Here is a 16824-nt window from a genome sequence, read left to right on the forward strand (position 1 = left end):
ACTAATCCCTGTTGCCCAGCAACTGGAGGATGTAAAGGAACATGTTGACGAAGTCGAGGTAGAGGTTCAGCGCGCACAGGATGGAAACCCTCTTGACCATCTCCGGCCCCTGAGCCTCGTACTGGCTCAGCAAAGCGCGCGTGGACTGCGCATCGTAGATGGTCATGCCGGCGAACAGGATCAGGCCAAGCGCGCACACAATCTGGGTCATGCCGTCAACGTGCAGGAACATGAGCACCAGCTGCGAGATGATAAGCACGATCAGGCCGATCATAAGAATCGGGCCGGCCTTGAGCATGTTGATCTTGGTGGTCATGCCGAACATGGTCAAAGCGAAGAAGAACGCCGCAGTGATACCCAGCGCGGTGACGATCGAACCAAGGCTGTACACCATGAAGATGGAGCTCAGCGTAAAGCCCATAAGCGCCGCGTACACATAGAACATGACGCGGGCGGTGCCGGACTTCATCTTGGTGACTCGGGCGCCAAGCACCACGGCAAGACCCACCTGAACCACACAAAGCGCGATGAGGCCGATGGCACCGGTGGATGCGAGGAACGCGTAATAGGCTCCCGTCATCTGCCCGATAAACGCCACTATCGCGGTGACGATGACGCCAATGGTCATTTCGCCGTAGACCTTGGTTACGGAAGCGCGGCGAGCCTCCTCATAGCTGTAAGTCATCGTCGTGTTGATGGCCGTTGTGCCTGCACCCGTGCCTTGCGCGGCATACTGGTAGTTCTGCTGCGCGGTGTTGTAATCGGAAGTATTGTATTGCGGGTTGTACTGCCCGTTGTTCTGGGGCTGCTGACCGAATGTCATAATCGCTCCTTTAGCGTTGTTTCACGTTCCATACTAGTAGAGCAATGCTGAACATTCCATGAATGAGAACGGCTTTTCGTGCATCTCAGCTCGCGGCGTAACGAATACCGAGTTGTTGATGATTGGTATGAAGCTCAGTACCAGTCCCAAAGCGCCAAACACCACGGCAACAACACCACAGATCGTAAGGGGTTGACGAGGCTGATGTTGAGCGGTCTCAGCAGGAGCAATCGGACCGGGCTGCGTAACGGGTTGCTGATCGGATCAAGAGGGACTGACGAACGTACGGCGTCATGCGCCCGAAACACCGGTATCGCTGGAGGTTTCGGCTTTCCCATCGGCGAACAGCCGGATGTGGTGTTGATGGATATTGCCATGCCTGATGTGGACGGCATTGAAGCAACTCGCAGACTGCAATCGCTGCCCCATGCCCCGCATGTATTGATTCTGACTTCGCTCAGCCCTTCCAGCACCGTGGAGCGTGCGGTGGAGGCCGGCGCTGAAGGCTTTGTATCGAAAACCGATGCTCCTGATGACATTATTCGCCGCGTTCTGGGAGTATGCGCCGGGGCACCACAGTTCAACACAGCCAGTCAGAAACAGCTGATTGACGATTTAAGCGAGTCTCAACCGCGCTCGCGCAGAGATGCGGCGCGCGAATTGCTTGGTGCGTTGCCCGATCGTGAGCGTGAAGCCGTGATGTTGGCTGCGGAAGGCTATACCAACGCCGAGATCGCCTCCCGTATGTTCATCTCGGAACGCACGGCAAAAGCGCATCTTTCCTCGGCTGCGGACAAACTGAACATGGGTCGGGTACAGATGGCTCGACTTGTGGAGAGGGCCGACCTGCCCGCACGATTGTAAGATGCCCTTCCGTTACGCTCGCGGCTTCATCATTGTTAGGACGTAACAGGCATAATGGGCATATGAGTGAACCGATTATCCGCACTTTGCGCAAGAGCGACTACCCGGCATTAATCGACGTGGTGCGCCGCATGTGGTACCCCGAGTACGACGAGAAAACCGGCCTGCTGGCGGCCGAGACCGACTGGGAGAACTGTCTGGCGCGCGCGACCTGCGCGTTTACCGCGGAGCTCGACGGGGAACCAGTCGCGTTGATTCTGGGGCGAGTCGACGCGTTGGACCATCGCAGGCCGTTGAACACTCATCGCATCAATTCCTTGCGAGGTCTGCTGCGATTGGTGTGCGCTAAGGACGGACTTAAGGCCGCCGGCGATATTCTGGGGATTCTCAATATCGATGAGCATCTGCGTAAACAGGCTACGCAGACTGGTCACGACTACTCGGCGGAAGTGGTGTTGTTCGTGCTGGATCCGGCGGCTCGTGGACATGGACTAGGCCGCCGCATGTTCGATACCTTGATGACTGCATTCCGCGAAGCCGGAGTGAGCAAGTATTTCCTGTTTACCGACACCACCTGCGATGTCGGATTCTATGTGCATCTCGGTCTGGCCCAGGTAAGCGAGCATACGCTGCCCACGAATGGCGACGGCGAACAGGCCACGTCTTTCTACCTCTATGAGGGGCTGGTTCCCGAGAATTAAATTACCCTGCTCGGCATAGACGACAAACCATTACAAACGATAAAGGCCGGCATCTTAGAAGATACCGGCCTTTGCTCCCCTCAGTCAGCTTCGCGCTCAGAGAGGGGAGCCAAGAAAGTTACTTCATGAGGTTGCGCAGCACGTACTGGAGGATGCCGCCGTTGCGGTAGTAGTCGGCCTCACCGGGGGTGTCGATACGTACCACTGCATCGAACTCGGTCTTGGAGCCGTCCTCGTGAGTGGCAGTGACATGAACCGTCTTGGGGGTTACGCCCTCATTGAGCTTCTCGACGCCGGCGATGTCATAGGTCTCGGTGCCGTTAAGGCCCAAGGACTCATAGGATTCGCCTGCCGGGAACTGCAACGGAAGCACGCCCATGCCGATGAGGTTGGAACGGTGGATACGCTCGAAGCTCTCGGTGATCACGGCCTTGACGCCGAGCATCACCGTGCCCTTGGCAGCCCAGTCACGCGAGGAGCCGGTGCCGTATTCCTTGCCGGCCAGCACCACGAGCGGCACCTTGTTATCGATGTAGTCGCGGGAGGCTTCGAAAATCGTGGTCGGCTTCTTGGCGAGGAAGTCGTAGGTGAAGCCGCCGGGCGTCACCTCCTCGCCCACGGAGGCGAGCAGCTGGTTGCGCAGACGGATGTTGCCGAACGTACCGCGCACCATGATCTCGTGGTTGCCTCGACGGGAACCGTAGGAGTTGAAGTTCTTCGGCTCCACGCCGCGCTCGGTCAGGTACTTGCCGGCCGGGCTGGAGGCCTTGAACGCGCCTGCCGGGGAGATGTGGTCGGTGGTGACCGAGTCGCCCAACAGGGCCAGCACGCGGGCGCCGTGGATGTCGGCGACCGGGTCCGGCGTGGCCTTCATGCCGTCGAAGAAGGTCTGCTTGCGCACGTAGGTGGACTTGTCGTTCCATGCGAACAGTTCGCCTTCCGGCACGTCGAGGCCCTTCCAGCGATGGTCGCCGTCGAATACGGAAGCGTAGTCCTTGAGGAACATCTCGCGGCTCACGGTGCCGTCCACCACGGCGGCCACCTCGGAGTTGGTGGGCCAGATGTCCTTGAGGTACACGTCGTTGCCATCCGCGTCGGCGCCAAGCGGCTGGGTTTCGAAGTCGAAGTCCATCGTGCCGGCGAGCGCATAGGCGATAACCAACGGCGGGGAGGCCAGGTAGTTCATCTTGACGTCCGGGCTGATGCGGCCTTCGAAGTTGCGGTTGCCGGAGAGCACGGCGGTGACGGTCAGGTCGTTGGTGTTGATCGCCTCGGAAATCTCGGGCAGCAGCGGGCCGGAGTTGCCGATGCAGGTGGCGCATCCGAAGCCGACGAGCTGGTAGCCGAGCGCGTCGAGGTCGTCCTGGAGGCCTGCGGCCTTCAGGTAGTCGGCCACGACCTGGGAGCCGGGAGCCAGCGAGGTCTTGACCCACGGCTTCGGCTTCAAGCCCTTGGCGTGCGCGTTGCGGGCGATCAGGCCGGCGGCGATCATCACGGACGGGTTGGACGTGTTGGTGCAGGAGGTGATCGAAGCGATAGCCACGTCACCGTTCTCGATGTCGAAATCGCCACGGAAGTCGGTGGACACAGCCACCGGATCCTTGACGGTCTTCTCGGTCTCGTAGGCGGGAGCGGTCTTCTCGAACATCTCCTTGGCTTCGGACAGCAGAATGCGATCCTGCGGGCGCTTCGGACCGGCGATGGACGGCACCACAGTGCCGAGGTCAAGCTCCTCGTATTCGGAGTACTGCGGTTCCACGTAATCCGGGTCGGAGGCGTCGCCCCACAGCTTGTTGGCCTTGGCATAAGCCTCAACCAGCGCGACCTGCTCTTCGGAGCGGCCGGTCAGACGCAGATAGTCGAGCGTGACGTTGTCGATCGGGAAGATGCCGCAGGTGGAACCGAACTCCGGGCCCATGTTGCCGATGGTGGCACGGTTGGCCAGCGGCACGGAGGCGATGCCCTCACCGTAGAATTCCACGAACTTGCCGACCACGCCGTGCTTGCGGAGCATGTCGGTGATGGTCAAGACCACGTCGGTGGCGGTGACGCCCTCCGGGATGGAACCGGTGAGCTTGAAGCCGACCACGCGCGGTACGAGCATGGAGATCGGCTGGCCAAGCATGGCGGCCTCGGCCTCGATGCCGCCGACACCCCAGCCGAGCACACCCAGACCGTTCTCGGTGGTGGTGTGCGAGTCGGTGCCCACGCAGGAGTCAAGGTAGGCAAGCGTGTTGCCGTTGGCCTCGGTCTTGCTCATGACCACCTTGGCCAGGTATTCGATGTTGACCTGGTGGATGATGCCGGTTCCCGGCGGCACCACGCGGAAGTTCTTGAATGCCTGCTGGCCCCAACGCAGGAACTGGTAGCGTTCGCCGTTGCGCTGGTATTCGATGTCCATGTTTTCCTGGACCGCGTTGGCGATGCCGTACTTATCGATCTGCACGGAGTGATCGATGACCATGTCGGACTGAACCTGCGGGTTGATGACCTCCGGGTCGCCGCCAAGCTCCTTGACCGCGTCACGCATGGTGGCGAGATCCACGATGCAGGGCACACCGGTGAAGTCCTGCATAATCACGCGGGACGGCGTGAACTGGATTTCATGGCTGGGCTCGGCGTTCGGATCCCAGTCAAGCAGGGTCTTGACGTGCTCGTCGGTGATATTGGCGCCATCAATATTGCGTACCAGATTCTCGACCAGTACCTTCAGCGAGTACGGCAGATGATCGATGCCGTCGAGATTGGCGATGTTGTAGTAATCGAAGTCCTTGCCGGCGGCCTTCAAGGTCGCCAGCTGGTCGTCGCGTAAGGACATGCTTCCTCCGAAATCATGTATCGGCTTGTCTATGCCGCTGATTATCCGCTTCAAATGGTACGGGTACGTTACTTTGCCTCTGGCGTGTCGGCTTGAAGTGTGAGACAATTCGCCGCTATTAGATGTTGAATCCGTGTTGGCGCAGCAGCTTGCCGGATACTTTGCCGACAAGCGGCGCCAGCCATAGGCAGATCACGAAAATCAGGGCTGAACCACCCAAGGCGATCAGTGTGGCCACCAACGTAGTGCCGGTCGGCAGAATCAACGCGAAGAAGTTCGCGACAAACGGGATGAACGCACCAATCACTCCGGCTGCGGCAAACGCCGCGACCAGTATGCCTCGCCAACTGTTGAGGGGCTGAGCCACGCGGGCGAGCACGAATACGCCCATCAGGAACAGGATGATCGCGCTGGTGGCACGCAGCGCGGATAGATCGACGTTTTTAGTCACGTCCCAGCCCATGATGCCGGGCAGGAACCATGCCGTCAGCAGCACGGACAGCGCGGTGGCGATGCCGCCCGGCAACGCGAAGGTGACCACACGCTTCAAGAATCCCGGAATATAGCGGCGGGTATTGGGCGCGAGCGCCAGAATAAACGCGGGCATACCAATGGTAAGGGCGCCAATGTACGTGATGTGGCGCGGCAAGTATGGGTACGGAATCTGGGTCAGCACCACACCGAGCGAAATCAGCGCAGAGTACACGGTTTTGACGAGGAACAGGCTGGCCACGCGTTCCATGTTGGCCATGACCTGGCGGCCTCGCGCCACCACATCCGGCAGATGAGAGAACTTTGAATCGACGAGTACCACTTGGGCCACGGCTTTGGTGGCCGGCGCGGCATTGCCCATAGCGATGCCGAGATCCGCTTCCTTGATGGCGAGCGCGTCGTTGACGCCGTCGCCGGTCATGGCCACCACGTGGTTCTGCGTGTGCAGCGCCTGGACGATGGCCTTCTTCTGGTTGGGTAGCACACGGCCAAGCACATCGACGTTTTCCAGCACGCGAGCGAGTTCGTTCACGTCTTCCGGCAGTTCTCGCGCGTCCATGAATCGCGGCTCATGTTCGCCGGTCAGCCTCACTTTGCGGGCGATGGCACCAACCGTGACCGGATTATCGCCGGAAATCACGCGACAGCGCACACCCTGCTCACGGAACCAAGCGAGCGTCTGCTCGGCATCCTCACGGATCTTCTCGGAACACAGCACCAGCGCCACCGGTTTGGCCTGCGGGTCAATCTGTGGATTGTCCGTATCAGCGAGCGATGCCGTGGAACGCGCAACCAGCAGCACACGATTGCCGTCATTGGCGTAGTCACTGACTTGTTGCAGCACATCCGAATAATCACCGTCGAGCGCGGAAATGATGACTTCTGGCGCACCCATGTACCAGGTTTCACCCCCGCTGGCGGGGGCTGTCATCGCAAGATGACTGGGGGTGATTTCAGTACGGCCACCCTCCGACTCGCTGCGCGAGTCACCTCCCGCCGGCGGGAGGATAGGCTTCACCACCGCACTCCATTTGCGGGCCGAAGAGAACGGAACGCGGGATTCGACTTGGCCCGGTCCGTAGCCTTGAGCTTTTAGACCGGCGAGCACGGCCTGTCCGGTGCCGTTGGGCTGTTCCTCGTTGCAGCAGTCGTAGAGGGCCTGCGTGGCCGCCTGTTCAGTCAATGTCTCAAAAGAACCACCCTCAGTCGGCTGCGCCGGCAGCTCCCGCCAGCGGGAGCCAAGCATGATGAGCTGGTTGAAGGCGATGCCGCCATCGGTGATCGTGCCGGTCTTATCAAGGTTGAGCGCATCCACGCGGGCGAGCGTCTCCACGGATTCAAGTTCCTGCACCAGCGTGTTGTGGCGAGCAAGCCGCATGGCGGCCACCGCGAAGTTCAGCGAGGTCAGCAGCACGAGGCCCTCAGGAATCATGCCCACCACGCCGGCGACCGCGGAAACTACAGCCTGCCTCCATTCGCCGGTGGAGAGCGCCGCATCCCATCCGCCGACCGTGTGAATCTGCGAGAGAATCAGCAGAATGCACAACGGCACCACGAGGAAGGTCATGAACTTCAGAATCGTGTTGATGCCCTTGTTCAGGTCGGACACGGTCTTCTTGTAGACCTTGGCCTGAGCGGTGAGCGTGGCGGCATATGAGTGGCTGCCCACGGCGTTGACCTTGACCAACGCCATGCCGGAAACCGCAGTAGCTCCGGAATAGACCTGCTCCCCCACTTTGTGGCGCACGGTTCGCGATTCGCCGGTGAGCATGGATTCGTCGAGTTCCAGTCCCCAGGTCTGGATGATCTGACCGTCGGCAGGCACCTGTTCGCCGGAACGAATCCACAGCAGATCGCCGAGCACGATTTCGTTGTGCGGCACTTCGACATCCTCGCCGTCGCGGCGCACCAGAAAATCAGAGGCCACAAGAATGGAGAGCTTGTCCAGCGTGCGCTTGGCCTTGAGCTCAGTGAAAATGCCGATACCCGTGTTGATGATGATGACGAAGCCGAACACCGCATCCCGCCACGAGCCGGTGACCAGCACCATGACCATGGCCACGAAGATGATGCCATTGAACAACGTGAATACGTTGGCTCGTACGATGTCCTTAACCGAACGCGAGGTGGAGGTTTTCACCGCATTCGATTGGCCGCTTTCAATACGCTGCGACACTTCCTTGACAGTAAGACCGGTTTCGCTGATCTCAGGCATTTCCACAGCTGCTGTTGCACTCATATCTTCCAGCCTACCGTGCCGGATTCCATAATTCGCTACGATTCAAGAATGATTTGATTTAGATTCACTCTGTGGCAACGGCGATGGTACGGTCGTGGGGTTCGTCGCGGGCGATGGTGATGACTGCATCGGCAATGGAGACAGACTTGGCGCTAGCAGCATCGTCTGTGTTAAGAATGGCAGCGTATAGCAGTTCGTCTTCGGGCGCATGCTTGGGATTGAGCAGGGCGACGGGAATGCCGGCTTCGCGCACATTGGTCAGCGCCTGGTTCCAACTGTCTCGATTCGCGTCGGTGACATCGATGCCGCTGATGATTACGATTTTGACTGCGCGGTCCACGAAATCGGTGACACCTTGCTGCGCGGTGGCCGCAATCTTGTCAGCAGTTTCAGAATCGCCCGGCGTATCCAGCGAGGCGTAATACACGTTGAGAGTGTCATCGGCCAGCGCATCGATGGCCTTCTTGTCCGCCGCGGTATCGGTCGATCCGACGAAACCGACGGTGATATCCGTTTTGTGCGTCGAATCATGGGCCACCGATGGCATGCTGTCTTGCGTATCGCCGACGGCGCGACCGGTCGGCGTGCAAGCGACCAATGACAATACGACCGCCCCACAGGCCAACAACCTCAGAATTCGACGCATCATAGACCCACCCGTCAACGGCTGAAAACGGCCACTGTCTCGACGTGGTGGGTCATCGGATAGATGTCGAAGGCACGGATGTCCTTGAGCTCGTATCCCTCTCCAATCAGGGTGGCGGTATCGCGAGCAAGGCTGGTGGGGTCGCAGGCAATGTAGACCACGCTGGAGGCACCGGCCGCCGCAATCTGGCGGCAGACCTTGGCACGGGCGCCGGCGCGAGGCGGGTCAAGCACCACGATATCCGGCTTGGCCAAGTGCGCGGGCACATGTTCCAACGTTCTGGAGACATCTCCGGCACGGGCATCCACGTCGTTCAGATTCATGGCACGCAGGTTGCGCTGGGCATTCTTCACGGCCACGCGCGCGCCTTCCACGCTAAGCATGCGGGTGCGTTCACCGGTCATGGTGGCCAGTGGCAGGGTGAACAGACCGGAGCCCGAGTACAAGTCCCAGATCACAGGTGCCACAGCACCCTGCAACTGCTGGTTGACCTGATTGATCACATGCGTGCCGAGTGCAATCGGTGCCTGACGATGCACCTGCCAGAAACCGTTGGCATCAACCCGATAATCGAAGGTCTTGCCGTTGATGGTCACCTGTTCAGTGAGCAGCTGGGAGCCATTACGCAGCTCGCCATCGATAAGCACGGCATAGTCATCTGCAGCAATATCAGCGTCGCCACGCGGCTCAGGTACGGACAGACGGATCTGGGAGCCGGGCTCAAAGCCGCCCTCCCACACATGCTCGCGCTCGGCCACGTCCAGCAATGCGCGGGTAGCGAGAGGCATGGTGTCGATGGCCACGCGAGTATGCGTACCGCGCCGGCGCATGGACGGCTTGCCGTTCTCGTCGGCAATCATTTCGATGCGGGTGCGCCAGTGAAGACCGTCAAGCTCCTCATCACCGGGCATGCGATCGATTGGCACGGCCACATCGATATGACCGAGCCGGCTCATCTGCTCGGAAACGGTGAGGGCTTTCCACTTGAGCTGGCCGGGCAGTGAGACGTGCACGAGATCCGCGCCGCCGACTCCCCCGCCCATCGCCAGCGGGCCGGCAAGAGACCAAGCCGGATCGACACGGTCCTCGGATGCTTCGAGCACTTCGATAACTTCACCGGTCCAGAACCGATCATCGCGATCATGAGGTTCGTCAAGTTCAATGCGTACCAGTTCGCCGGGCAAGGCAAAGCGGACGAACACCACGCGGCCATCGATATGGGCCACGCAGCGGCCCTGATCGGCGTATCGCTCGATGCGGACTTCAGCTTGCATCGCTGTCCTTTCCGGTTTTGCCCGCCACGGGTTCGCTGACGGCCTCAGCCGCAGATCCCGATTCGGATTGCGTAACGTTCTGAGTAGCCACGGCTTTATGACGGTGCATTGGCGTGGCGATGATGAGGTAGCTCACCCAAATCGCCAGCGCCCAGAACGGGATGCCCATAAGCAGACGGGCCACGCCAAGCGCGGCCACATGATTGGTCAGATACAGCGGCACCTGCACTGCCAATCGCAGCAGGAACAGACCGACCCATAGACCGGTGATGATCATGTAGGCACGTTTCAATGCCTTATCACTCATCCAGTCGTTGAACCACGCCTTGAAATGCTCAGTAGGCAGGCTACGGATAAATTCGACGACCAGTCCGAGGCCGGGTACCCGTGCAATCAATGAGACGGCAAGCAATGCGGCATAGCCGGCATTGGTAATGAATCCGAAGATGTAGTAGTTACGGGCCTCATGGGTCTGCCATGCCCAAATCAGGCAGATGCCGACCGCCACCAGGCCGGAAACCGCGCCCATCACCGATTGGCGTTGAATCAGGCGCGCGATAACCTGCAACACCGCCAAAATAGCCGAAACGGCGATGGTGAGGTTCAGATTGCTCGTGACCACGAACAGCACGACGAATACCACGCCGGGCAGCATGGATTCGATAACGCCACGCGGGCCACCGATGGCGTCGATGACGGAGAAATCCTCGCCTTCATTGCCGGCGTCGGCTAGAGCGGACAGGCCGGTGCGTTTGTTGTCTGCCAAGTCTCTTCCTATAAATCAGCGAACTTCGGAGAACATCGGGCCGCGAGACAGCGTGGTCTTCACTTCGGTCTGCTGGTCCTGGCTCAGCGGACCCTTCGGCTTGTTGTCCGGAATGTCCTTGAAGTGTTCCTTGCCATTCTCCTCGCCGGCTTCGGCGGCGGCCTTGCGCTCGGCAGGTGCCACGGGCGGGTGCATCGGAATCAGATCGCGCGGAGCCAGCGGCTCTTCGCCGCGCTCAACCACGATGTCCGCAAAGAATTTGTTCAGTGCCTCGGTCTCCGGGCTGTCCGGATCGGTGGCAGCGACACCGGAGAAGATGCCACGCAGCATCCAACGCGGACCGTCCACGCCGACGATTCGGGTGTTTACGGTCTTGCCGCCCTTGACGTTGACCGGCAGCTTCAGCTCGGTGCCAAACACGCCTTCGACCTCGGATGCAGCCTTGTTGGCCTCAATCAGATCAGCGCGCACATCATCCCAGAGCCCTAGGGTCTTGGGAGCTGCGAACGCTTCGATTTCCAAGCTGGACTTGCCATAGGTGATGGTGGAACCAAGCACCTGCTGGGTGGCGCGGTTGGCCTTGATGCGCAGTTCGATGTTCTGCATGAACGGCAGATAGTAGGCACCCAGATCCAGATAGTCATCGTAGTCGGGTACTTCTTCGTCGTTCACATCCCACGGACCGCGTTCCTCGCCACGGCCCACGTACTCGCTGGAAGGTTCCGCCAATACGGTTTCAGCGCTTTCCGCCTTTGCTGCGGCGTTTGCGGCCTCGGCAGCCACCTTGTCCTCGTCGACAAGCTCTACGGCCGGCTCGGTTTCCTTCTTGTCCTTCTTCTTGCCGAATCCGAACAGTCCCATGATTCCTCGTTTCGTATAACGGTTGCAACCTTGCTAACACTAGCACTCAGGCTTAGAGAAAGCTGAGCATCGCGGCCGCCGGTGTCCGGTTCGATTCGTAGGGAGGCCACAATAGTATGGCCGCATGACCATCACCATTACCACGTCTAACGTCAACGGCATTCGTGCGGCCAAGCGCAAGGGCATCGAGGATTGGGCCGGCAAGCATGCACCGGATGTCTGGTGCATGCAGGAGGTTCGCGCACCTCAGGACGATGTCGATTCCATTTTCGATGAATTTGGTTTTGAATACGCCACCGCCGGCAAAATCGACGCGCCGGCCGACCTCCATACCATGAACGAGGTCTGCCGGGTGAAAGGCCGCGCGGGAGTCGGGCTGCTCACCGACTTGGAAGTGCTTGACAAGCGATATGGTCTGCCAGGTCTGAGCGAGGATGTGGATTCGGGGCGTTGGATCGAAACCGATGTCAAAACGCCTGAGGGCTATACGATCACCGTGGCATCCGTGTACATACATGCCGGCAACACCGATGATCCGACCAAAATGGAACAGAAGTATCGTTTTCTGGACACTATGCTGGCCCGCATGGGCGCGCTTCGTGATGAAGCCGCACATGGCGGCAAGCAGGCTGTATTATGCGGCGATTTCAACATCGCACATACGCCGCTCGATATCAAGAACGCCAAGGCCAATGAGAAGCACGCCGGATTCCTGCCCGAAGAACGTGCCTACGTGGACAAATGGCTGGACGAATACGAGTTCGTGGATGTGATGCGTTCGTTGGCCGGTGATATTCAGGGGCCGTACACATGGTGGAGCCAACGAGGGCGCGCCTTCGACAACAATGTCGGCTGGAGAATCGACTACCAGTTCGCCACGCCCGAGCTGGCGGAGACCGCACGCGGATTCGTCATCGACAAGGCTCCCACGTATGACAAACGCTGGTCCGATCACGCCCCACTCACGATTACATACGAGGTATGACGTATTCTGTGGGACAACATCCGAAAATCGACGATTTTCGCGGGTCGTCCCACGCCCCGCATCATGAGCAATCATCGACTACGCCAAGAATGGCGTAATTCCGGGCTTCGTGAGAAATCTACTGTGGGACAACACTCATGTTTATCGATTGATGTTGATGTTGTCCCACAAATTGTGGGACAACATCGGAAAAACACTGATTTTTGCCTTTCGTCCCACGCGAACCATCATGCAAACCGACACATATGAATATTGGGGTCTTTCCACGGATGGAAAGACCCCAATACTATGCGCTCAAATGCAGATTATCAGTCCAGACCGAGCTGGAGCTTGCCGCCGGGGATGGCGTCGAGCAGGTCTCGGGTGTACTGCTTCTGCGGGTGGTCGAAGACCTCATCGGTGGTGGCGTGCTCCACGAGCTTGCCATGCTGCATCACCACGACCTCATCGGCGATCTGGCGAACCACGGCTAGATCGTGGGTGATGAACAGATAGCTCAGGCCCTTTTCGGCCTGCAGGTCGTTGAGCAGACGCAGCACCTGATCCTGCACCAGCACGTCCAAGGCGGAGACGGCCTCATCGCACACGATGACGTCCGGATCCAGAGCCATGGCTCGTGCGATGGCGATGCGCTGACGCTGGCCACCGGAAAGCTCGTTCGGGTAACGACCCATCACGGAAGCCGGCATCTCGACCATGTCCAGCAGTTCCTTGACACGGTTGGCACGCCACTTCTTATCGCCAATCTTGTGGATGCGCAGGGGCTCCTCAATGGAACGGAAGATGGAGTACATCGGGTCGAGCGAACCGTACGGGTTCTGGAACACCGGCTGCACATGGCGGCGGAAACCGAGCAGATCCTTGGCCTTGAACGTGGAGGTGTCGCGACCTTCATAGAACACTTTGCCGGAAGTGGGCTTCAGCAGGTGAAGCACCATGTTCGCCACGGTGGACTTGCCGGAACCGGATTCGCCCACGATGGCCAGGGTGGTGCCACGCTTGACGGAGAAGGACACGTCGTCGACGGCCTTGAACATCTCCTTCTTGCGGGGCAGCTTGAATTCCTTGGTCAGGTGGTCGACGGTGATGATGTGCTCGCTTTTCTCAAGCGTGCTTTCGCCGGCGATGTGGTGGCCAAGCAGGGCGTCCGCGTTCTCACCGCGCTCCTTGGCGGAGATGATGCGCTGGGAGGCCAGCGACGGGGCGGCGGCCACGAGTCGCTTGGTGTACGGGTGCTGCGGGTGCTGCAGCACCTCGAGGGACGGACCGGATTCGACGACCTGACCCTTGTACATCACGACAATGCGCTGGGCACGCTCAGCGGCAAGGCCCAGATCGTGGGTGATGAACAGCACGGCGGTGCCCAGTGAGTCGGTGAGCATGTGCAGGTGGTCGAGGATGCGCTTCTGCACGGTCACGTCCAGAGCGGAGGTCGGCTCGTCGGCAATCAGCAGGTCGGGGCGGCAGGCCAGACCGATGGCGATGAGCGCACGCTGGCGCATACCACCGGAGAACTCGTGCGGGAACTGACGGGCACGGGTGGCGGCGTCGGGCAGACCGGCCTCGGACAGCAGACCCGCGATACGGTCATCCATTGTGGAGCCGATGACGTACTTCTTGGCGAGGTACCAGGCCTGATCGTCGGCCACGCCGGCCTTGATGAGGTCGTCGGCCACGCGCCAACGGGTTTCGGAGCCCGGAACCCATTCGTTGGTGAAGCGGGCGACGGCCTTGTCGAAGGCCTCGCCGGACACGCCGGCTTCGGTCAGGGCCTTCTTGGCCTCGGTCATGAGCTCGGGCAGTTCCTTGGCGCCGAGGAAGGTCTCGTCGTCGTTGCCCTTGACTTCGACCTCGTCACCGGCCAGGGCCTTGGCGAGGGCGGAGCGCTTCTCATGGTCCACGTCCATGTTGTTGGCCTTCAGCGCTTCCTTGACCTGGGTGCCGATACGCCACACCGGGTTGAGGTTGCTCATCGGGTCCTGAGGCACGAGGCCCATCTTGGTACCGCGCAGCTTGTCGAACTCGCTCTGCTTGGCGCCGGCGATCTCCTCGCCGTCAAGCTTGATGGAGCCGTTGACCACGTGACCGGTGCCGGGCAGCAGGCCCAGCACAGCCATGGCGGAGGTGGATTTGCCGGAGCCGGATTCGCCCACGATGGCCACCCACTGGCCGGGATAGACGGTGAAGTTGGCGTCTCGCACCGCATGCACCGGCTTGCCGGTGTCGGTGGTGAAGTCGATGGCCAGGTTCCGGACTTCCAGCAGCGGGCCATGCTCTTTCTGCATGGCCAGCATCGTGGCGTTGGTATTGTCAGTCATTGTCTTTCTCCACTCCCCTTGCTCAGGCCGTTCGGCTCTTCGGGTCGAGGGCGTCCTTGACGGCGTCGCCCATCATGATGAACGCAAGCACGGTGATGGCCAGTGCGGCGGACGGGTAGAACAGCACCATCGGATCGGTCTGCAGGTTGGTCTGCGCGCTGGAGATGTCGCCGCCCCAGCTCACCGTGGTGGTCGGCAGGCCGACGCCGAGGAAGCTCAGCGTCGCTTCCGCCACGATGTAGGAGGCCAGCGAGGTGGTGGCGATGACGATGATCGGGGCCAGGGAGTTCGGCAGAATGTGGCGGAACAGGTTTCTGGCCGGCGTGGAGCCGAGGGCCGTGGAGGCGGTGTTGAATTCGAGGTTCTTCGATTCCAGCACGGCGCTGCGGGCGATGCGGCATACGCCGACCCAACCGAAGAGCGTCAACACCAGCACGATCTTCCAGATGGACTTGGAGGTCTTGAACATCTGGAGCACCACGATGGCGCCGAGCAGCATGGGCAGCGCGAAGAAGATGTCGTTGATGCGGCTCAGCACCGCGTCGACCCAGCCGCCGAAGAAGCCGGCGACGGCGCCGATCAGGGTGCCGACGATCACGACTAGTAGCGTGGAGAGCACGCCGACAGACAGCGAGGTGCGCGTGCCGTAGATCACGCGGGTGTACACGTCGCAGCCCTGCAGGTCGTAGCCGAAGGGGTGTCCGGCGGAGGCGGGGCTCAAGGAGTTGCCCAGATCGCAGGCGTTCGGATCCTGCTTGGTGAACAGACCGGGGGCGATGGCCACCACGATGATGAACAGGATCAGCAAGCCGGAGATGATGAACAGCGGGTTGCGGCGCAGGGTTCGCCAGGCGTCGGCCCACATGCTGGTGGCCGGTGCGGATTCATCGACGGAATCGACGTCCTGCAGCGGGGTCTCCTCGAGGGGGGCTACATAACGGTCCTGACCGGGCAGGGTTTCCATGAAGTATTCGGTTCCCGGCTCGCCGGTCTGGTTGAGCTCGTTTTCAGTGGTTTCGTTTGCCATGTGACTCACTTCTCCCTATCACGCGTAGCGGATACGCGGATCGAGGGCCGCGTACAGCATGTCGACAACGAGGTTGCACACTACGAAAATCAGCATGAGCAACGTGACGATGGACACCACCAGGTTTGCCTCGCCCTTCAGAATGGACTGGTAGGTGAGGAAGCCGATGCCGTGGATGTTGAAGATCTGCTCGGTGATCATGGCACCACCCATCAGGCCGCCGATGTCCTGGCCCAGGTAAGTGACGACTGGAATCAGGGAGTTGCGCAGCACGTGGCGCAGCATGACCTGACCGTTCGACATGCCCTTGGCGCGTGCGGTGCGCACGTAATCCTCGGCGATGTTGGAGGAGATTTCGGAACGGGTCAGTCGGATGATGTAGGCCATCGACGCCGATCCGAGCACCATGGCCGGCATGAGCAGGTCGAGGAAGCCGGGGTCGGCGCCTGCCGTCACCGGCAATATCGCCCACTGAATACCAAAGACATATTGCATGACAAAGCCGGTGACGAAGGTCGGCACGGAAATAAGCAGCAGGGAGACGATCAGGATGACGGTGTCGTACCACTTGCCCTTCTTGAGGCCCGAGATGATGCCGAAGACCACGCCGAAGATCGCCTCGAACACGAACGCCATCAAGCCGAGCCGGATGGTGACCGGGAAGGCGCGGGCGATTTCGTCGAGAACAGGCTGCCCGGCGAAGGTATCGCCGAAGTTCAGGGTCAGTGCATTCTTCAGGTAGATAAAGTACTGAACGATGAACGGCTGGTCGAGATGGTATTCTGCGCGGATCTGGGCTGCGACGGCCTCATTGACAGGCTTGTCTCCGAACATGGCCTTGACGGGGTCGCCCGGCAGGGCGAATACAAGGGCATATACCAGAAGAGTCGTACCGAGAACCACGGGGATCATCTGCAGAATGCGTCGCAGAAGATACTTACCCATACGGTTGCTCCTTATTTCCTAGATCGGCCAGAAAGGGTATAACAAGACCCCTTCCGGTCGATAAA

Annotated in this window: 13 protein-coding genes; 3 read left to right on the forward strand and 10 right to left on the reverse strand. The window is 60.1% G+C overall.

The window, feature by feature from the left end:
* Nucleotide 1 precedes the first annotated feature (1 nt).
* Entirely contained in the window at nucleotides 2-823 is an 822-nt protein-coding gene (locus BBBR_RS06050) for a Bax inhibitor-1/YccA family protein (RefSeq protein ID WP_003830635.1), read from the reverse strand.
* 78 nt (nucleotides 824-901) lie between these two features.
* Here BBBR_RS06050 and BBBR_RS06055 point away from each other — a divergent pair, with 78 nt between their 5' ends.
* Together BBBR_RS06055 and BBBR_RS06060 are read left to right on the forward strand one after the other, a co-directional pair.
* Nucleotides 902-1687: a response regulator transcription factor gene (locus tag BBBR_RS06055; protein WP_003830634.1), complete on the forward strand. Its 786-nt coding sequence runs from the start codon at nucleotides 902-904 to the stop codon at nucleotides 1685-1687.
* A gap of 62 nt (nucleotides 1688-1749) precedes the next feature.
* Nucleotides 1750-2388, forward strand: a complete 639-nt coding sequence (locus BBBR_RS06060) for a GNAT family N-acetyltransferase (RefSeq protein ID WP_003830633.1) — start codon at nucleotides 1750-1752, stop codon at nucleotides 2386-2388.
* Nucleotides 2389-2506: 118 nt separating this feature from the next.
* On the opposite strand, the gene acnA is transcribed toward BBBR_RS06060, so the two are convergent.
* The 6 genes from acnA to BBBR_RS06090 form a co-directional block, all read right to left on the reverse strand.
* Complete coding sequence (gene acnA, locus BBBR_RS06065; protein WP_032738324.1) at nucleotides 2507-5206, reverse strand: aconitate hydratase AcnA; 2700 nt, start codon at nucleotides 5204-5206, stop codon at nucleotides 2507-2509.
* Nucleotides 5207-5324: 118 nt separating this feature from the next.
* Nucleotides 5325-7937: a cation-translocating P-type ATPase gene (locus BBBR_RS06070; RefSeq protein ID WP_003830631.1), complete on the reverse strand. Its 2613-nt coding sequence runs from the start codon at nucleotides 7935-7937 to the stop codon at nucleotides 5325-5327.
* A gap of 64 nt (nucleotides 7938-8001) precedes the next feature.
* Nucleotides 8002-8586: a type 1 periplasmic-binding domain-containing protein gene (locus BBBR_RS06075; RefSeq protein WP_003830630.1), complete on the reverse strand. Its 585-nt coding sequence runs from the start codon at nucleotides 8584-8586 to the stop codon at nucleotides 8002-8004.
* Between the two features lie 11 nt (nucleotides 8587-8597).
* A complete protein-coding gene (locus tag BBBR_RS06080) occupies nucleotides 8598-9857 on the reverse strand; it encodes a class I SAM-dependent RNA methyltransferase (protein WP_003830629.1) in 1260 nt (419 codons plus the stop codon).
* Entirely contained in the window at nucleotides 9847-10623 is a 777-nt protein-coding gene (locus BBBR_RS06085) for a DUF3159 domain-containing protein (protein ID WP_003830628.1), read from the reverse strand. The genes BBBR_RS06080 and BBBR_RS06085 overlap by 11 nt, the downstream gene beginning before the upstream one ends.
* A gap of 15 nt (nucleotides 10624-10638) precedes the next feature.
* Complete coding sequence (locus BBBR_RS06090; protein WP_003830627.1) at nucleotides 10639-11484, reverse strand: DUF3710 domain-containing protein; 846 nt, start codon at nucleotides 11482-11484, stop codon at nucleotides 10639-10641.
* Nucleotides 11485-11608: 124 nt separating this feature from the next.
* Between BBBR_RS06090 and BBBR_RS06095 the strand changes: the two genes are divergently transcribed.
* Nucleotides 11609-12469, forward strand: a complete 861-nt coding sequence (locus tag BBBR_RS06095; RefSeq protein ID WP_003830626.1) for an exodeoxyribonuclease III — start codon at nucleotides 11609-11611, stop codon at nucleotides 12467-12469.
* Nucleotides 12470-12777: 308 nt separating this feature from the next.
* On the opposite strand, the gene BBBR_RS06100 is transcribed toward BBBR_RS06095, so the two are convergent.
* Genes BBBR_RS06100 through BBBR_RS06110 form a run of 3 tightly spaced genes read right to left on the reverse strand, consistent with a single transcriptional unit; the run spans nucleotide 12778 to nucleotide 16759 of the window.
* The gene (locus BBBR_RS06100; protein ID WP_003830625.1) at nucleotides 12778-14787 is read right to left on the reverse strand and encodes a dipeptide ABC transporter ATP-binding protein; all 2010 of its coding nucleotides are present in this window, start codon (nucleotides 14785-14787) and stop codon (nucleotides 12778-12780) included.
* A 22-nt stretch (nucleotides 14788-14809) separates the two neighbouring features.
* Nucleotides 14810-15814 carry an ABC transporter permease gene (locus BBBR_RS06105; RefSeq protein ID WP_003830624.1) on the reverse strand — a complete coding sequence of 335 codons (1005 nt, stop codon included), beginning with the start codon at nucleotides 15812-15814 and terminating at the stop codon, nucleotides 14810-14812.
* An 18-nt stretch (nucleotides 15815-15832) separates the two neighbouring features.
* A complete protein-coding gene (locus BBBR_RS06110; protein WP_003830623.1) occupies nucleotides 15833-16759 on the reverse strand; it encodes an ABC transporter permease in 927 nt (308 codons plus the stop codon).
* Between the last annotated feature and the right edge of the window lie 65 nt (nucleotides 16760-16824).

Origin of the sequence: Bifidobacterium breve DSM 20213 = JCM 1192 (assembly GCF_001025175.1) — a bacterium.
Lineage (GTDB): Bacteria > Actinomycetota > Actinomycetes > Actinomycetales > Bifidobacteriaceae > Bifidobacterium > Bifidobacterium breve.